The organism is beta proteobacterium MWH-UniP1 (assembly GCA_036362785.1).
In the GTDB taxonomy this organism is placed as follows: Bacteria; Pseudomonadota; Gammaproteobacteria; order Burkholderiales; family Burkholderiaceae_A; genus Lacustribacter.
The window spans coordinates 91447-108000 of record CP143625.1; the positions used below are offsets into that span (position 1 = coordinate 91447).

A 16554-nucleotide genomic window follows, 5' to 3' on the forward strand; every position below is an offset into this window, starting at 1 on the left:
GCTTTACGCGCCACCTTCAAAATGAAGCTGCCGCCAGGCATCAAAGACCACGATCGCAACCGAATTCGATAAATTCAGGCTTCGATTATTCGGCGCCAGCGGAATTCGAATTCGCTGCTCTGGTGCAAAAGTGTCTAACAAAGGCCCCAGCCCCTTGGTCTCGGAGCCAAACACGAACCAATCGTTTTTTTGAAAGCCAACATCGCCAAGTCGGCGCTGGCCTTTGGTGGTGATGGCAAACAGTCGATCTGGGTCAGGCCGCTCGTCGTTTAAAAACGCCTGCCAATCACGGTGGGTTTTGAATAACGTGAGTTCGTGATAATCCAAACCAGCACGCCGCATTTTGGCGTGATCAATTGGAAACCCAAGTGGCTCAATCAGGTGTAATCGTGCGCCAGTGTTGGCGCATAGACGAATCACATTGCCCGTGTTGGGTGGAATCTCGGGCTCAAACAGGACGACGTTGAACATAGGGCGTATGCTTTTGTTTGGATTGTAGGGGCTCTCGGTCATGATGAACGCGGGCAATCACGGCCGCCGCAATGACCTGTCCACCACCTGTGGCTACGGCACGGGCGGCCTCGCGCAGGGTAGCACCGCTGGTCATGATGTCATCGACCAACACCACGCGTTGATCTCGCAGGTGCCTACAAGCCCAAAAAACTCCCTTTAGATTTTCTTGGCGTTCTTGGCGCTGCAAAGACGCCTGCCTTGCGCTCGCTTTTGTTTTTCTTAACCATCGGACTCGCAGTGGTGCCTGCCATGCTTTGGCAACACCCTGGGCGATAAACTGAGACTGGTTAAACCCGCGGTTGGCCAAACGTGTCGACGCCAGCGGAATCGGAATAATCAGGGGCGTGGGGCCAAGCCATGGCCGCGGCAGGCGGCCCAACGACCGGCCTAAAAATCGTGCAGATCCCCAGTCACCATGGTATTTCGCTTGCATGACGATGTCGGTCAGGGGCCCGCCATACGCCTCGCGCCAAATGACCGGAATTCGACAGTCATCAAGGGCCAGACTGCCCATGCCCCAGGGGGAGTGTAGGAGCTGGTGATGGCAGTCTTGGCAGATCTCCAGGCCGCGATCGAACTTTCCGCAGAGCCTGCATGGTGAGTAAAGAAGTTGGCGAATCCACCGGTGGGCGCGACCAGCAAGAGAAGCTGCTTGGGGCGTCTGCACGGACTGGGCAGAGTAAGAAAACATCGCTTGACTATACTGAGCCGGTGCAAAAAGATCCCCTCGTCCGAACGATTGATGCCAAGAGCATGCGGCTGCAGTTGCAGCGCCGCGGCACTGCCCAGATTGCGGCGCACCCCGTCTGGCAAGAGGCTGCGCTGCGATTGCAGGACCGTCTGGCCTACATTAAGACCGACCAAGCGCCTCGGCTTGACCATGGCATTGCTGAATATGGTCTGCCCATGAATCCCGCAGCCGCATCTCTACAGATGATTTGGTCGGTGGGCCTTCTGGCCTATCTCTCAGATTTGCGCAGCACACTGGGTTTCTGGGCGCAGGCGCTCAAGCCCGGGGGGCTCTTGATGTTTTCCACTCTGGGGCCCGACAGTTTTCGCAGCCTGGCTTTGGCGCTTGGCGACCAAGACCAGAGCCGCCACCTTGTGGGATACCCGGATATGCACGATATCGGCGATGCCCTGGTGGGTTTTCGAATGAGCAATCCCGTCATGGATGCTGAGTGGATCACGTTGACTTACTCCACGCCGGAATCTGCTCTGATCGATCTCAGGCGTCTTGGCGGAAACGCCTTGGCGGGCCGCCCAAAGGGCCTCTCGGGGCGGGACTGGCAAAGGAAAGTCTTGGATGCGCTCGAGTTACTGCGGGTGAATGGTCGAATCGCGCTTCAGGTGGAATTGGTCTTTGGCCATGCCTGGGCGGGCACCCCGAAGTCGTCCCGAACAACCGAAAAAGACAGTGTTTCCACCATTAAGTGGTCCGGCAAAATCCCAAAAACGCTGTAACGGGCATATAATCGCGCCGACTTGGTCATCTAGCTTTGAGATGTTAGGGGGAGAAGCGTGGAGACATTGACCAGAACCTGGGTACTGAAGCGCAACTGCGCCATGACACCCGGCCAGCTGTGCATCACCTTTGTCGTTTTGGGTGGTGTGTCGCTGGCAGTCTCTTTGGCCTGGGCCTTATCAGGAGCCTGGGTCGTCCTCCCCTTTGTGTTGTTGGAATGGTGTGTGCTTGCGCTCGCCTTTCTGGTTTACGCGCGGCACGCGGCTGATCATGAGCGTGTCACGTTGAGTCCGGAAATCGTCAGCGTTGAGGTGTGCCGGGGGGAGCGATTGGACCGCCATGAAATCCCCCGCCAGTGGTTGCGCTGCCGCATTGATGATGAACAGCAGGGTCTCGTTCAGTTGGTGAGTCAGCGAAAGGAATTAGGTGTTGGCCAGTTTGTGAATCAGGCGGGCCGACAAAAGTTTTACCAGGAGTTTCGTGCAGCCTTAGCCAGTTAGCCGCTCGAAGCGCCTTGAGCGTTTTTAATTAAAAACATTGAGAGTGGGGAGACATTTCAATGGATGGTCGTTACAACCTGCAGACGCCTGCAAGTGCGATGGCAGCAGATCTTTACAGCCTGCACACGTTTTTGTTTTTGCTGTGTCTGGTGATTTTCATTGCCGTGTTCACGGTGATGTTCTATTCCATCTATGCACACCGCAAATCAAAGGGCCACAAGGCCGCCGATTTTCATGAGAGCACTGCCGTCGAAGTGGCCTGGACAGTGATCCCGCTGTTGATCGTGATCGTGATTGGTGTGTATGCCACGCCGATTGTGATCGCCCAGAAAAATACGGCGAATGCAGACATCACCATCAAGGCCACAGGCTATCAGTGGCGCTGGGGCTATGACTACTTAAAGGGTGAGGGCGAAGGCATTTCTTTCTTGTCCACCTTGTCAACGCCGCGTGAACAAATTACCGGTCAGGCCCCCAAGGGCCAGAACTACCTCTCAGAAGTGGATAACCCCTTGGTCGTGCCAGTTGGCAAAAAAATCCGTGTTGTGACGACCGCCAATGATGTGATTCACGCATGGATGGTCCCGGCTTTTGGTGTAAAGCAAGACGCCATTCCTGGCTTTGTTCGCGATACCTGGTTTAAGCCAGAAAAGATTGGCACCTTCCGTGGCCACTGCGCTGAACTCTGCGGCAAGGACCATGCCTTTATGCCGATTGTGGTGAACGTGGTCTCTGAAGAGGACTACAGCAAGTGGGTGGCTGCTCAGCCCAAAAAGGCAGCTGCCGTGAAGACAGCCGCTGTCGCCACCAGCAAACAATAACCTGCAAACACAGCCCCGAAGGAGAACACAATGAGTGCTGTATTAGGCCCCCAACACGGAATCGCTGGTCACGATGATCATGCTCATGATCATCCCCACGGCTGGCGTCGCTGGTTGTTTGCAACCAACCACAAAGACATTGGAACGCTTTACCTTTGGTTCAGCTTTTCCATGTTGTTTGTCGGCGGTTTCTTAGCCCTTGGTATCCGCGCTGAACTCTTTCAGCCGGGCCTGCAGATTCTTAAGCCTGAACTCTTTAACCAGTTCACCACCATGCACGGCCTGATCATGGTGTTTGGCGCCATCATGCCGGCCTTTGTTGGCTTTGCGAACTGGATGATTCCGCTCCAGATTGGTGCAAGCGATATGGCCTTTGCGCGGATGAATAACTTCAGCTTCTGGTTGTTGATCCCTGCGGCGCTGCTGCTCGTTGTGTCCTTCTTTGTTCCTGGTGGTGCAACCGCCGCTGGCTGGACCCTGTACGCGCCGCTCTCGACCCAGATGGGTATCGGTATGGACTTGGCGATTTTCGCTGTCCATATCCTGGGTGCGAGCTCGATCATGGGTTCGATCAACATCATCACCACGATTCTGAACATGCGCGCCCCGGGCATGACGTTGATGAAGATGCCCATGTTCGTGTGGACCTGGCTGATTACGGCTTACCTGCTGATTGCTGTCATGCCTGTATTGGCCGGTGCCATCACCATGCTGTTGACCGACCGTCACTTTGGCACCAGCTTCTTTAACGCCGCCGGCGGTGGCGACCCTGTGATGTACCAGCATATTTTCTGGTTCTTCGGCCACCCCGAGGTCTACATCATGATTCTGCCGGCCTTTGGCATCGTGTCAGAGATTATCCCGACCTTTTCACGCAAGAAGCTCTTTGGTTACAGCTCGATGGTGTACGCAACAGGATCGATTGCAATTCTGTCGTTCATTGTCTGGGCCCACCACATGTTCACAACCGGCATGCCGGTGACGGGCCAGTTGTTCTTCATGTACGCCACCATGCTGATTGCAGTTCCCACAGCAGCAAAGATTTTCAACTGGCTGGCCACCATGTGGCGCGGGTCTATGACTTTTGAAACTCCAATGCTCTTTGCGGTTGGTTTTATCTTTGTCTTCACCATGGGTGGCTTTACCGGAATCATCTTGTCGGTTGCGCCAGTCGATATTCAGCTCCACGACACTTATTACGTGGTGGCCCACTTCCACTATGTGTTGGTGGCGGGTTCGCTCTTTGCGCTCTTCGCGGGCCTGTACTACTGGCTGCCTAAGTGGACTGGCCACATGTACGATGAAAAGCTGGGCAAGTGGCACTTCTGGATGTCGATGATTTTCTTCAACATCACCTTCTTCCCAATGCACTTCTTGGGTCTGGCCGGCATGCCCCGTCGTTACGCCGACTACAACATGCAGTTTGCTGACTTCAACGCGATTGCATCAATAGGCGCCTTTGGCTTTGGCTTTACTCAGCTGTTCTTGCTCTATATCGTGATCAAGTGCATCAAGGGTGGCCCCAAGGCCGCCGATAACCCATGGGGCAATGACCATGGCCTGGAGTGGAGCGTGCCATCACCCGCACCTTTCCACACCTTTGAGACCCCGCCGGTTGTGAAGTAAACATATGAGCGGCAAAGGATCGAATCTACGGCTCGCCCTGATCTTGGCATCGGTGGCGGCCGTATTTTTTGCTGGCGTGATCGCCAAGTACACAATCTTTCAATAATGGACCAGCAGTCTCTCGACCCAAACAATCAGCAGGCCGTGAAGTCAGATAACGGGCGCATGATGGGCAAACTGCTCATGGTGGCCATCCTGATGTTTGGGTTTGGCTTTGCCTTAGTGCCGTTTTACGAAAAGATTTGCGAGATCACGGGCATCAATGTCTTGGCCCGCAAAGACAAACTGAATTACGCGGAAGCCCGCGAGTTTGCGAAAAACACCCAGGTCGACACGTCGAGAAAAATCACCATCGAGTTCGACGCCAATGTCCAAGGCGCCATGGTCTTTAAGCCCAAGGTGGCCTATATGACGGTCCACCCAGGCGAGCTGGCCACCGTGACCTATGCGGTGGCCAATGCCACGGCTGCGAACCTGGTGGGTCAGGCCATACCAAGTTATGCGCCACGCCACTCCGCAAGCCACTTTAAAAAGCTGGAGTGTTTTTGTTTCCAACAACAAGAGCTCAAGGGTAAAGAGACCCGGGAGTTTCCGGTGGTCTTTGTGATTGACCCGAAGTTACCTGCTGATATTTCAACAATTACTTTGAGCTATACGTTTTTTGAGGTGGCTGGCCGCGCCAATGCTGCGCCGATTGCCGTCAAGTCAGGGGGCTAATCGTTGCAAGACATTAAAGAGGCTGCCAGACGGAAGGCGAGTTTTGGCCAAACAATAAAAGCAGTACTGTGGTCGTTTTTTGGTGTACGTAAGGGGAAAGAGCACGATCGCGATATGGCTCAGCTGAACCCGGTCCATGTCGTGATTGCTGGGGTACTTGCTGGGATTGTGTTCGTGCTTTTGCTGTTGACGGTAGTGAAAGTCGTCGTTAACTAACGCAACGTCAGTGTCAGACATTTGAAGATTTGATAACAACAAGCTTGAATAGGGGAGATTCATGAGTTCAACTAGCCACGCACCTTATTATTTTGTGCCCTCGCCGAGCAAGTGGCCGCTCATCGGTTCGATCGCGATGATCTTTACGCTATTTGGCGCGGTTGGTGCCATGAATAGCCAGGCCTATGGCAAGTGGTCGCTGTTGATCGGGTTTGCCATCCTGATTTATATGTTCTTTGGCTGGTTTGGTGCCGTGATCAAAGAGTCCGAGGGCGGTCAGTACAGCGCCCGTGTCGACGCAAGCTTCCGTTGGAGCATGAGCTGGTTCATCTTTTCTGAAGTCATGTTCTTTGCCGCGTTTTTTGGCGCCCTGTTTTACGCACGGGTCTTGGCCATGCCCTGGCTGGGTGATATGAACCACAAGTCCATCCTCTGGCCTGATTTTCAAGCCGTATGGGGCGTGGGCACCGGCCCCGCAGGCATTATTGAAGAGTTCAAGACCATGGGGCCCTTCTGGATCCCCACCATCAACACAGCCTTGCTGTTGACTTCTGGCGTGACCTTGACGATTGCCCACCACGCTTTGCGGGACAACAATCGCCAGAAGTTAAATATCTTCTTGGCCCTGACCATTATCCTGGGCTTTATCTTCTTGGGCTTTCAGGCGTATGAGTACATGCATGCGTATGCCGACCTGAACCTGAAGTTAACCTCGGGAATCTTCGGTTCTACCTTTTACATGCTGACCGGCTTTCATGGTTTCCACGTTTGTGTGGGTGCCATTATGTTGTCGGTAGTGCTGGTGCGTTGTGTCAAGGGCCATTTCAAGCCCAACCAACATTTTGCCTTCGAGGCCGCCGCCTGGTATTGGCACTTTGTGGACGTGGTCTGGCTTGGCCTGTATATAGTGGTCTACTGGCTGTAACGACACGGATCGGGCAGATCTATAGATCTGCCCTTTAGTAACGAATCCCGGTGCTTTCAATCCAGCCAAGCTGATGGGCAAGGATAAGAAACACAAAGAGCGCCACTGAAAACCCAATGCGAAATGTCAGGGCTTGCACAGTTTTATTGCTGGTGCCGCGGTCGCGCATCAGATAAAAAAGCGCCGACCCAAGACTGATGAGAATCAAAACAAAGGCAACAAGCACCACAATCCGCATAAGGGCTCCAGTGAGAGAGTAACAATGGTAAACAAAACCGGCTGGCAGGCGTGGATTGCGGTGGGTGTGGCGCTGAGCTTGGCAGCGATAGGCGTTGGTTTAGGGTTTTGGCAGTTGGGCCGTGCCGATGAAAAACAGGCCATGATGGATTTGCGTGGCCAACGGGATCGCGACATCGTAATTGGGGACTTACTGCCTTGGCGTGAGGAACGCTCGGCCCAGTCGCTTGATCAGCAACGGGTCTTACTCACGGGCCGCTGGCTCGCCGACAAATCCATTGCCTTGGATAACCGGGCGTGGGAAGGCCAGGCCGGGGTCCATGTGTTGACGCCCCTGCAATTAAAAGACGGCAGCCTGGTCTGGGTGAACCGAGGCTGGTGGCCCAAGCCGCCGGGCGTGACGCAGGTGGATTTACCTGCGCCGACCGGATCAACCGTCGTGTCGCTATCGGGTGTCGCTCTCGCTTCGGTAATGCGCCGCATGGAACTCTCGAGCGCACCGCAGGATCTGCGGCAGGGCAATGTTTGGCAGAACTTTGATTGGGCCGCTGCCAAAGGCTGGCTTACTGGCAATACTTGGCCGGTGATTGTCTGGCAGACGGGTGAAACAGGCGATGGCCTGCGCCGCAAGGTGCCAGAAGTCAGCAGTGATGTACCAAAGCATTTGGGCTATGCCCTGCAGTGGTTTTTAATGTCGGCAGCTGCCTTATTTTTCGCCTGGCGCCTTCGACCAAAACGTGAACGGAAGTCATGAATCAAGTTCAGAAAAAACGCAATCTGTGGCCCCTGTGGGGCGTACTGGCGGTCACGATCGCGCCGGTGATTGCGTCTTACATCACTTATTACGGCATCAAGCCCGACGGCCGCGTGAACTATGGGGATTTCGTGGAGCCCCAGGTAACGCTGTCATCCTTGGCCGTGTCCCCCGTCGTGACGCCTGTCTCTGAGAGCGCCTTTCTCGCGCTGCAAGCGGAGCCCAAGACCCGCCGGGATCTCAACACTCTGGGCAGTTGGTCTGGCCGCTGGTTGATGGTCCGGATAGGCCCTGCAAGCTGCAACGAGGCTTGCAAGCAAGAACTCTGGTTGATGCGGCAGGTACGGCTCACCACGGGCCGAGAGCGTGAGCGGGTTGAGCGGCTTTGGATTGTCACGGATAACGGAGCCCCCGATCCGGCCCTGATGCGCGAGCACGAGGGCCTGTGGGTCGTTCGGCTGGGCAAACAGGCCCCGGTGCCGTCAGGCCCAGCATCGACCTCAGAGAGTCTGATTGCGAACTGGTTATCGGTTGCCGAGCAGGCGGTCGGCCGCAATGCGGGGGCGAGCAACATCTGGGTCGTAGATCCCCTAGGGAATTTAATGATGCGTTTCCCGGATAATCCAGATCCGAACGGCATGAGAAAAGACATCAATCGACTGCTCAAAGCATCGCGGATCGGCTAGCGCCCTATGAATGATTTCACCTTAACGTCTTCGTCGATTTTTAAGCAGTACATGGCGCTGACCAAGCCGCGCGTGGTGATGCTGATCACCTTTTGTGCGGTGATTGGCATGTTCTTATCAACGCCGGGCTGGGTGCCGCTTGGTGTGCTGTTCAATGCCACGGTGGGTATCACTCTAGTCGCAGGTGCGGCAGCTGCAGTGAACTGTCTGGTTGAGCAGCACATTGACGCCAAGATGGCCCGCACGGCCTGGCGGCCACTGCCATCTGGCACGCTCACACCGCAACAAACCCTAATCTTTTCTGGAATCATCGGCGGCATTGGCACGTTTCTGCTCTACGCGTTTGTGAATCCGCTGACCACCTGGTTAACGTTGGCCACTTTTGTGGGCTACGCGATTATTTACACGGTAATTTTGAAGCCACTCACGCCACAAAACATTGTGATTGGCGGTGCATCGGGCGCCATGCCACCGGTTCTGGGCTGGGCTGCAGTGACCGGCCAGGCACCGATCGAAGCCTGGGTCTTGTTCTTGATTATTTTTGTCTGGACGCCACCGCATTTCTGGGCTTTGGCGCTTTATCGCACGGATGATTACGCACGCTCGGGTTTGCCCATGTTGCCGGTCACCCACGGGCCACAGTTCACACGGCTACACATTCTGCTCTACACACTGCTCTTGGTGGCCACCACCATCTTGCCAACGTTAATTGGCATGAGCGGCTTTGTTTACTTAATTGCGGCCTTGGCCCTGGGGGGGTATTTCTTGTGGTTGTCTTGGCTGCTGTATAAAAACTATTCCGAACCACTCGCCCGCAAGACCTTTAAGTACTCCATCAACTATCTGGCCCTGCTGTTTGCAGCGTTGTTGGTGGATCATTATCTCGTCACTTAAAACTCTTTAACCACTGATTACGGGCCAAACGCGCCAGCTACTGCCAATCAAAAGTAGATACCGGTATCACAGCTGTAACCGCAACCTTGGACGAAAAAGACTCGGGATATAAGATTTTCCTAGGGCATAGATTCTCTGAAATATTTTCCGCTGAATTTCACTATACCGATGCCGGCGAAGCATCACTATCCGGAAATAACGGTAGTACTTTTCGGATTGATGGGACTCTTTACCAATTCACAGCAAACAATGCGAAGATCTCCGCATCTGGTACTTCCTACGGCCTCTCGGGGTTGATTTACCTTCCAGTGAATGAAGCTGTAAAACCGTTTGCTCGACTTGGTTTGCATCGCTGGGAGAATAAATTTAACGTTACCTCCTCTGACTACAACGGATCTGTAAAATTTACCGGTACTGATCCGATGTATGGCGTTGGTGTGGACATTGCAATTACAAAAAGCGTATCAGCACGTCTAGAGCATGAAATTTACAAGGCCGATGATGATAAGGTTTCGTTCACCTCGGTTGGGGTAATTTTTTCGTTTTGAGGCGGTTTTAACGTGCAGCGGTTAACCAGCCGCTGCCTACCCCCTGGCGCTGCCCGAGCAATTTAGAAATCGGGTGTTAGCTAAATTCGGTTAAGACAACTGGGCCCGCAGTTTCTTCAATTTGCAGAATAGCTCTACCGCTCCTTTGATGGAGCGCAACCAATCCGCTCTAGACTCTCAACCTTACGCCTAGCCGCTCTGGCTGATTTTCAAATAAGGCTAAGCGCCTTAACCTTGAATACCCTCTTCCAAACGTTATCAGCGGTTGATACAATTGATTGCCCAGCAAGATCCGGGAATTTCCACCCTGCTCGAACTTCATGACCAAATTATTGATCAAGGAAATTCATTTATGCGGGGACTCGACTACCTTATGACCACAAACATCGGCATATCAGCGACAAAGGCGAGCCCTATGAATTTCGGGATGCCCATCAGTTGCTGGCCGATTTTTTCAATGAGGTCGATCGGGTGTTAAGGGAGATCAAAAAGCCATGAAAGCCATTGTGATCGGAATCATGTCCCAAGACCGTATTCGCCAGCGTATGCTTGCAATTGCGCGAGGCCAATACAAACCGAAGGCCACTGAGCCGAAAATTTGGTTTACTTCCATGCGGTCACTCGCCGAGGTGCTAAGCGACGAAAACCGTGCGTTGCTCAGAGTGATTCAGGAAGCGAAGCCTCAATCCATTTCGTCTTTGGCGGACATGACCGGGCGCAAACCGGGAAATCTTTCCCGCACGCTCAAAACCATGTCGAACTACGGGTTCGTTGAAATGAAACGGGAGAACCGTCAGGTACGGCCCATCGCCAAGGCGACTGAGTTCCGAATTGTGGCCTGATTTCAAAAGGCAGCTTGTCGGGCTTCCATGGCTTAAGACAGCTGGGACCTGAGCTTCTTTAACGCCGCTGATTCAATCTGTCGCACCCGTTCAGCCGAAATGCCATAGCGATCGGCGAGCTCTTGCAGGGTTGTGCCGCCGCCCTCGTCTTCATCGCGTAGCCAGCGGGCAATCATGATTTCCCGGCTGCGCCCATCCAGCGAGTTAAGTGCCCGCAGCAGGCCCTCCGACTGAATGGTCTGGGACTGTTGGGCCTCAACCACCTGGGCGGGGTCCGCATCTGGCGCTTCCAGATAGGCAATCGGGGCAAACGACTCTTCGCTATCGTCCACTCGGGATTCGATCGCGATATCACCGCCCGACAGCCGCTGGTCCATTTCCAAGACTTCCTTGGGGGCGACATCGAGCTGCTTGGCAATCACCTTCGCCTGGTCGTCGGACACGCTGTCTTGTACGCCAAGCGACTGCTTAATCGAGCGTAGATTGAAAAAGAGTTTGCGCTGGGCCTTGGTCGTGGCGACTTTGACCAGCTGCCAGTTGCGCAGGATGTATTCGTGGATTTCGGCCTTGATCCAGAGCATGGCAAAAGAGACCAGCCGTACCCCCCGGGTGGGGTCAAAGCGCTTGACCGCCTTCATCAGGCCGATATTGCCTTCTTGGATTAGGTCGGCCTGGGCCAGACCGTAGCCCTTGAACTGGCGGGAAACAGATACCACCAGACGTAAGTGAGAGAGCACTAACTCACGGGCAGCGTCAATATCATTGAGGGTTCTAAAGCGGAGTGCGAGCTCTTCTTCCCGCTCGGGCGTGAGCATAGGAAACTGCTGGACGGCCCGTACATAAGCGTCCAGATTGCCGCCTGGCGAGAGTGAGAGCGTGGCCAGGGCGTGGTCAGCAGCGAAAGCTTGAGCCGTCATGCAAAACCCTCCTTGTTCCGGATAGACCAAGTTTAGCACTCTCGGTTCCCGAGTGCTAAGGCCCCAGGCACCACTTAAGTCAAGGCGGGGCCGGGGTTTTTGTCCTACTATCGCCTCTCTGTTTTTGGGAAGGGCCCAGCCAATGAAGTTTCGTTTTCCAGTGGTCATCATTGATGAGGATTTTCGTTCTGAGAATGCCTCGGGTTTGGGGATTCGTGCCTTGGCCGATGCCCTGGAAAAAGAAGGCGTCGAGGTCTTGGGCGTCACCAGTTATGGCGACCTGACCCAGTTCGCCCAGCAGCAAAGCCGTGCATCCGCCTTTATTTTGTCGATTGATGACGAAGAGTTCGGCTCTGGCTCGAAAGAAGACACCGATGCCGCGCTGAAAAATCTGCGGGCCTTTGTGGGCGAGCTGCGTTTCCGTAATGCTGAAATCCCCATTTATATCTATGGCGAGACCAGAACATCGCGCCATATTCCCAATGATGTGCTGCGTGAGCTCCACGGCTTCATTCATATGTTTGAAGACACCCCAGAGTTTGTGGCCCGACATATCCTGCGCGAAGTGAAGTCATATATGGATTCACTTGCGCCACCGTTTTTCAGGGCGCTACTGGATTACGCCCAAGACGGTTCTTACTCGTGGCACTGCCCCGGGCATTCCGGTGGTGTGGCGTTTTTAAAGTCCCCCGTGGGTCAGATGTTCCACCAGTTTTTCGGCGAGAACATGCTGCGTGCAGACGTGTGTAATGCAGTGGATGAATTGGGCCAGCTGCTAGATCACACTGGGCCTGTGGCTGCATCCGAGCGAAACGCGGCGCGAATCTTTAATGCCGACCATTGTTTCTTTGTGACCAATGGCACATCGACATCCAACAAGATTGTCTGGCATTCATCGGTTGCGCCTGGTGACATCGTGGTGGTGGACCGCAACTGCCACAAGAGTGTGCTGCACTCGATCATCATGACCGGTGCTATTCCCGTGTTTCTTATGCCCACGCGTAATCACCTGGGCATCATCGGGCCGATTCCTTTAGAGGAATTTAAGCCCGAGAACATCCGCAAGAAAATCGAAGCCAATCCATTTGCCCGCGAGGCACTGAAAAACGGCAATGCCAAGCCCCGCATTCTCACCATCACGCAAAGCACGTATGACGGTGTTCTTTATAACGTTGAGATGATCAAAGACGTGCTGGGTAGCTGCGTGGACACCCTTCACTTTGACGAGGCATGGATTCCTCACGCGGCCTTTCATGATTTCTACAAAGACATGCACGCGATTGGCAAGGACCGGCCCCGCCCACAAGACCCCCTGATCTTTTCGACGCAGTCAACGCACAAAGTACTCGCTGGTCTGTCGCAGGCCTCTCAAGTCTTGGTGCAGGAATCCGCGACCCGCAAGCTCGATCGCGACATGTTTAACGAGGCGTATCTGATGCATACGTCGACCAGTCCCCAGTACGCCATCATCGCTTCATTGGATGTGTCGGCGGCCATGATGGAGCCCCCAGGTGGCACGGCCCTGGTTGAGGAATCCATTATTGAAGCGTTGGATTTTCGTCGGGCCATGCACAAGGTGGACCAAGAGTTTGGTGAAAACGATTGGTGGTTCCAGGTCTGGGGCCCGGAAGATGTGACCTCTGACAGTAATGGCATGGCTAACCGCAATGAGTGGGGGCTTGATCCAGAAGATGAGTGGCATGGGTTTGATGGGCTAGTGCCCGGCTTTAACATGCTGGACCCCATTAAGGCCACTGTGGTGACACCGGGCCTGAATATCAAGGGCGAATTCGATAAGCGCGGTATTCCCGCATCGATTGTGACCAAGTATCTGGCCGAACACGGTGTGATTGTGGAGAAGACGGGTCTGTATTCCTTCTTCATCATGTTCACCATCGGCATTACCAAGGGTCGCTGGAATACGCTACTCACCGCCTTGCAGCAGTTTAAAGATGATGTAGATAAGAACCAGCCACTCTGGCGCGTACTGCCCGAGTTCTGTGCCAAGCACCCACGCTATGAGCGGGTGGGTTTGGCAGATCTTTGCCAGCAGCTGCACGACATTTACAAAGCCAACGATATTGCACGGCTCACCACCGAAATGTATCTGTCGAACATGGAACCTGCCATGAAGCCAGCAGATGCGTTTTCATGCCTGGCCCATCGCAAGACTGAGCGAGTACCCATTGATGAATTAGAAGGCCGTATCACCACCAGCCTGCTGACCCCTTATCCACCAGGCATTCCCCTGTTGATTCCGGGTGAGCGGTTTAATAAAACTATTATTCGCTACCTGCAATTTGCACGTGACTTTAACGGCAAGTTCCCTGGCTTTGAGGCCGATATTCATGGCCTGGTGCAGCAGGAAGTCGATGGCGTGAAGCAGTACTTTGTCGACTGCGTCGCGAATTAAACTGTGAATTCAATCGCGATCTAATTCGCGATTGAATTCAGAACGCGGGGCTTTTCTAAATCTCACCCACCAGGGCCTGTGCAAAGGCCCTGGCATCAAAGGGTTGCAGATCTTCAATGCCCTCGCCTACCCCGACATAACGCACGGGGATTGGCCGAGCCTTGGCAATGGCCAGTAGTACACCGCCTTTGGCGGTGCCATCCAACTTGGTGACGACCAATCCAGTAAGCCCCAGGGCATCATCAAAGGCCTTGACCTGCGCAATGGCGTTTTGTCCGGTGCCACCATCAATCACTAGCCAGACCTCGTGGGGTGCTTCCATCATCGCCTTGGCCATGACACGCTTGACCTTTTTAAGCTCTTCCATCAGATGCAGCTGAGTGGGCAGCCGGCCTGCCGTGTCCACCAACACAATATCGACGCCACGGGCCATGCCGGCACTCACGGCATCAAAGGCAACGGCTGCTGGGTCGCCCTGGGCCTGAGAAATGACATCCACTTGGTTACGTTCACCCCAGACGATGAGTTGTTCGCGGGCGGCCGCACGAAAGGTATCGCCCGCACCCAGCAAAATCTTTTTCCCTTCAGTCTTCCAGGCGTGGGCCAGCTTGCCAATGGACGTGGTCTTGCCCGCGCCGTTCACGCCTGCCACCATCACGACCTGCGGCCGGGGGCCGGCTGGCGAGTCTGCGGCCATAATCGGGGCAAGGGCCAACTCAATGCAGTGGCAGACAGCGGCCTGCAGTTCCTCGGGGCTGCTGTCGTTGTTCAGCTTGCGGGATTTCACCTCCCGCCGGATGGCATCTAACAATTCCTGGGTGGCCTGCGTGCCCACATCGGCGGTGAGCAGGGCGGTTTCGACATCGTCAAACCACTCAGCATCGAGCTTTCGGCCTGAAAATAAAGCACCCAGCTGGGCGCTGGTTTTGGTCAGGCCTTCTTTAAGTCTGCTAAGTTTGAGCCGATCAAGGGTTCGGCCTAACCCTAAGAAACCTATCATGGGTTTTGTGGTCTGCTAATACTCGGATGTCTTAGATTCTATAGGTTGAGATTTATTGATGCTGACACGATGCGCTGCTTTTCTTATTGGTGTGTTGGGCCTGTCTTTTGCAGGTGTTGTGGCCGCAAGCCCGGCCAAGCCCACTCTGGATCGAACCCTGCCCAATGGCATGCGGGTGCTGGTCTATGAAAACTCCAGGGCGCCTACCGCCTTGCATATGGTCTGGGTCAAGGCCGGGTCGATGGATGAAATCAATGGCCGCACGGGTTTGGCCCATGTCTTGGAGCACATGATGTTTAAGGGCACCAAGACTCTGGCCCCCGGCGAATTCAGTCGCCGAGTGGCAGCCCTTGGGGGGCGGGAAAACGCATTTACCTCGAAAGATTACACGGGGTACTTTCAGCAAATCCACAAGGATTCGTTGCGTGAGGTCATGCGGCTAGAAGCAGACCGCCAGCGTTTTTTGAAACTTAAGGAAGAGGAATTTAAAAAAGAAGTTCAGGTGGTGATGGAAGAGCGGCGGCTTCGCACAGATGACAATCCCACCAGCCTGGCTTATGAATCTCTTTACGCCCAGGCTTTTGCCGCCAACCCTGTGCGCAATCCCATCATTGGTTGGATGAGTGATCTTGAGCATCTCTCTGTGAAAGACCTAGAGGACTGGTATCGCACCTGGTATGCACCTAACAATCTGATTCTGGTGGTGGCCGGTGATGTGAAATCTGAGCAGGTCTGGAACTGGGCCAAAGAGTTTTATGGCCCCATGAAATCGCGCGCACTGCCCGCACGTAAACCCCAGGCCGAGCCGCAGCAAAACGGCATTCGTCGCGTGGGCCTGCGGGCACCCGCACAAAACGCCTTTGTCATGATGGGCTACAAGGCCCCAACGCTCAACGAAACCCTTGGTCCGTTGACACCCTCAGCAGGAGCGGCCCGTGATTTTGTCGCCCTTGGTGTCTTGGCTGCACTCTTAGATGACCCAGGTACAGGCCGATTGACCAAACGCCTGGTGCGCGAAGAAAAAGTCGCGGTATCCGTTGGCGCGGGCGCCGATAGCATTGCCCGTGGTCCGGGATTATTTGTGATTGATGTCACGGCATCGCCTGGCGTCACGCTGGAATCCTTAGAGGCCAAAGTCAAAGAAGAAATTGCAGCCATTGCGACATCGGGCGTGGAAGAAAAAGAGCTCACCCGTATCAAGCGCCAGGCCAAGGCCAGTCAGGTCTTTCGTCAGGATTCGGCATTCTCTTTGGCCATGGAGGCTGCACGTCTTTTATTGTCTGGCCGCGACTTGAAAGATGCAGACCGTTGGCTAGAGGTGCTCGATGCCATCACATCGGAAGATATTCAGCGTGTTGCCAAAGGGTTTTTCTCTGATCATCAACTCACCGTCTTGGCCTTTGAACCCCTGCCACTTGATCAGGCTGCTGCACGCAAGCCATCGACGATCCCCGGCATGCGTCATTAATAAAAAAGTAGA

Annotated in this window: 18 protein-coding genes and 2 pseudogenes; 15 read left to right on the forward strand and 5 right to left on the reverse strand. The window is 54.4% G+C overall.

Annotated features, from left to right (window positions below; translation table 11 throughout):
- Positions 1-3: 3 nt before the first annotated feature.
- Positions 4-471, reverse strand: coding sequence for a tRNA (cytidine(34)-2'-O)-methyltransferase (locus AOB54_00425; GenBank protein WVN41889.1), 468 nt, complete (start codon positions 469-471; stop codon positions 4-6).
- Entirely contained in the window at positions 449-1027 is a 579-nt protein-coding gene (locus AOB54_00430) for a phosphoribosyltransferase family protein (GenBank protein WVN41890.1), read from the reverse strand. Before AOB54_00430 ends, AOB54_00425 begins: the two co-directional genes overlap by 23 nt.
- A gap of 80 nt (positions 1028-1107) precedes the next feature.
- On the opposite strand from AOB54_00430, the gene AOB54_00435 reads away from it, so the two are divergent.
- From AOB54_00435 to AOB54_00470, 8 genes and pseudogenes are all read left to right on the forward strand, one after another.
- Positions 1108-1977, forward strand: coding sequence for a hypothetical protein (locus AOB54_00435; GenBank protein ID WVN41891.1), 870 nt, complete (start codon positions 1108-1110; stop codon positions 1975-1977).
- A 57-nt stretch (positions 1978-2034) separates the two neighbouring features.
- Positions 2035-2478, forward strand: coding sequence for a DUF2244 domain-containing protein (locus AOB54_00440; GenBank protein WVN41892.1), 444 nt, complete (start codon positions 2035-2037; stop codon positions 2476-2478).
- 14 nt (positions 2479-2492) lie between these two features.
- Positions 2493-3245, forward strand: a pseudogene (coxB, locus tag AOB54_00445) (cytochrome c oxidase subunit II).
- Positions 3246-3329: 84 nt separating this feature from the next.
- Positions 3330-4925 carry a cytochrome c oxidase subunit I gene (ctaD, locus tag AOB54_00450; protein ID WVN41893.1) on the forward strand — a complete coding sequence of 532 codons (1596 nt, stop codon included), beginning with the start codon at positions 3330-3332 and terminating at the stop codon, positions 4923-4925.
- A 4-nt stretch (positions 4926-4929) separates the two neighbouring features.
- Complete coding sequence (locus AOB54_00455) at positions 4930-5031, forward strand: cytochrome oxidase small assembly protein (protein WVN41894.1); 102 nt, start codon at positions 4930-4932, stop codon at positions 5029-5031.
- Positions 5031-5642 (forward strand): cytochrome c oxidase assembly protein, encoded by a 612-nt coding sequence (locus AOB54_00460; GenBank protein ID WVN41895.1) that lies wholly within the window; start codon positions 5031-5033, stop codon positions 5640-5642. Before AOB54_00455 ends, AOB54_00460 begins: the two co-directional genes overlap by 1 nt.
- A 3-nt stretch (positions 5643-5645) precedes the next feature.
- Positions 5646-5858, forward strand: coding sequence for a DUF2970 domain-containing protein (locus tag AOB54_00465; GenBank protein ID WVN41896.1), 213 nt, complete (start codon positions 5646-5648; stop codon positions 5856-5858).
- A 61-nt stretch (positions 5859-5919) separates the two neighbouring features.
- The gene (locus tag AOB54_00470) at positions 5920-6783 is read left to right on the forward strand and encodes a cytochrome c oxidase subunit 3 (protein WVN41897.1); all 864 of its coding nucleotides are present in this window, start codon (positions 5920-5922) and stop codon (positions 6781-6783) included.
- Between the two features lie 34 nt (positions 6784-6817).
- On the opposite strand, the gene AOB54_00475 is transcribed toward AOB54_00470, so the two are convergent.
- Positions 6818-7021, reverse strand: coding sequence for a twin transmembrane helix small protein (locus AOB54_00475; protein ID WVN41898.1), 204 nt, complete (start codon positions 7019-7021; stop codon positions 6818-6820).
- Between the two features lie 24 nt (positions 7022-7045).
- Between AOB54_00475 and AOB54_00480 the strand changes: the two genes are divergently transcribed.
- The 5 genes and pseudogenes from AOB54_00480 to AOB54_00500 all read left to right on the forward strand — a co-directional run bounded on the left by AOB54_00480 (position 7046) and on the right by AOB54_00500 (position 10744).
- Positions 7046-7774 (forward strand): SURF1 family protein, encoded by a 729-nt coding sequence (locus AOB54_00480; protein WVN41899.1) that lies wholly within the window; start codon positions 7046-7048, stop codon positions 7772-7774.
- Positions 7771-8460, forward strand: coding sequence for a cytochrome C oxidase subunit I (locus AOB54_00485; GenBank protein ID WVN41900.1), 690 nt, complete (start codon positions 7771-7773; stop codon positions 8458-8460). Before AOB54_00480 ends, AOB54_00485 begins: the two co-directional genes overlap by 4 nt.
- Before the next feature lie 6 nt (positions 8461-8466).
- Positions 8467-9354: a heme o synthase gene (gene cyoE / locus AOB54_00490; protein ID WVN41901.1), complete on the forward strand. Its 888-nt coding sequence runs from the start codon at positions 8467-8469 to the stop codon at positions 9352-9354.
- Positions 9355-9413: 59 nt separating this feature from the next.
- Positions 9414-9902: pseudogene (locus tag AOB54_00495) on the forward strand (outer membrane beta-barrel protein).
- A gap of 494 nt (positions 9903-10396) precedes the next feature.
- On the forward strand, positions 10397-10744 hold the full coding sequence (locus AOB54_00500; GenBank protein ID WVN41902.1) for a transcriptional regulator: 348 nt from the start codon (positions 10397-10399) through the stop codon (positions 10742-10744).
- A gap of 32 nt (positions 10745-10776) precedes the next feature.
- Here the strand turns inward: AOB54_00500 and rpoH are convergent, their stop codons facing one another.
- Entirely contained in the window at positions 10777-11661 is an 885-nt protein-coding gene (gene rpoH / locus AOB54_00505; protein WVN41903.1) for an RNA polymerase sigma factor RpoH, read from the reverse strand.
- Positions 11662-11803: 142 nt separating this feature from the next.
- Here rpoH and AOB54_00510 point away from each other — a divergent pair, with 142 nt between their 5' ends.
- Positions 11804-14074 (forward strand): arginine/lysine/ornithine decarboxylase, encoded by a 2271-nt coding sequence (locus AOB54_00510; GenBank protein WVN41904.1) that lies wholly within the window; start codon positions 11804-11806, stop codon positions 14072-14074.
- A 55-nt stretch (positions 14075-14129) separates the two neighbouring features.
- Here the strand turns inward: AOB54_00510 and ftsY are convergent, their stop codons facing one another.
- The gene (ftsY, locus tag AOB54_00515) at positions 14130-15074 is read right to left on the reverse strand and encodes a signal recognition particle-docking protein FtsY (GenBank protein WVN41905.1); all 945 of its coding nucleotides are present in this window, start codon (positions 15072-15074) and stop codon (positions 14130-14132) included.
- 58 nt (positions 15075-15132) lie between these two features.
- On the opposite strand from ftsY, the gene AOB54_00520 reads away from it, so the two are divergent.
- On the forward strand, positions 15133-16542 hold the full coding sequence (locus tag AOB54_00520; GenBank protein WVN41906.1) for a pitrilysin family protein: 1410 nt from the start codon (positions 15133-15135) through the stop codon (positions 16540-16542).
- Positions 16543-16554: the final 12 nt, after the last annotated feature.

Bases quoted from the DNA above. Each gene is read 5' to 3' on its own strand.
- ctaD (WVN41893.1), top strand. From the start codon at position 3,330: ATGAGTGCTGTATTAGGCCCCCAACACGGAATCGCTGGTCACGATGAT.
- AOB54_00500 (WVN41902.1), top strand. From the start codon at position 10,397: ATGAAAGCCATTGTGATCGGAATCATGTCCCAAGACCGTATTCGCCAG.
- AOB54_00425 (WVN41889.1), bottom strand. From the start codon at position 471: ATGTTCAACGTCGTCCTGTTTGAGCCCGAGATTCCACCCAACACGGGC.
- AOB54_00485 (WVN41900.1), top strand. From the start codon at position 7,771: ATGAATCAAGTTCAGAAAAAACGCAATCTGTGGCCCCTGTGGGGCGTA.
- AOB54_00435 (WVN41891.1), top strand. From the start codon at position 1,108: ATGGTGAGTAAAGAAGTTGGCGAATCCACCGGTGGGCGCGACCAGCAA.
- AOB54_00480 (WVN41899.1), top strand. From the start codon at position 7,046: ATGGTAAACAAAACCGGCTGGCAGGCGTGGATTGCGGTGGGTGTGGCG.
- AOB54_00455 (WVN41894.1), top strand. From the start codon at position 4,930: ATGAGCGGCAAAGGATCGAATCTACGGCTCGCCCTGATCTTGGCATCG.
- AOB54_00470 (WVN41897.1), top strand. From the start codon at position 5,920: ATGAGTTCAACTAGCCACGCACCTTATTATTTTGTGCCCTCGCCGAGC.
- cyoE (WVN41901.1), top strand. From the start codon at position 8,467: ATGAATGATTTCACCTTAACGTCTTCGTCGATTTTTAAGCAGTACATG.
- AOB54_00460 (WVN41895.1), top strand. From the start codon at position 5,031: ATGGACCAGCAGTCTCTCGACCCAAACAATCAGCAGGCCGTGAAGTCA.
- AOB54_00475 (WVN41898.1), bottom strand. From the start codon at position 7,021: ATGCGGATTGTGGTGCTTGTTGCCTTTGTTTTGATTCTCATCAGTCTT.
- AOB54_00510 (WVN41904.1), top strand. From the start codon at position 11,804: ATGAAGTTTCGTTTTCCAGTGGTCATCATTGATGAGGATTTTCGTTCT.
- rpoH (WVN41903.1), bottom strand. From the start codon at position 11,661: ATGACGGCTCAAGCTTTCGCTGCTGACCACGCCCTGGCCACGCTCTCA.
- AOB54_00520 (WVN41906.1), top strand. From the start codon at position 15,133: ATGCTGACACGATGCGCTGCTTTTCTTATTGGTGTGTTGGGCCTGTCT.
- AOB54_00430 (WVN41890.1), bottom strand. From the start codon at position 1,027: ATGGGCAGTCTGGCCCTTGATGACTGTCGAATTCCGGTCATTTGGCGC.
- ftsY (WVN41905.1), bottom strand. From the start codon at position 15,074: ATGATAGGTTTCTTAGGGTTAGGCCGAACCCTTGATCGGCTCAAACTT.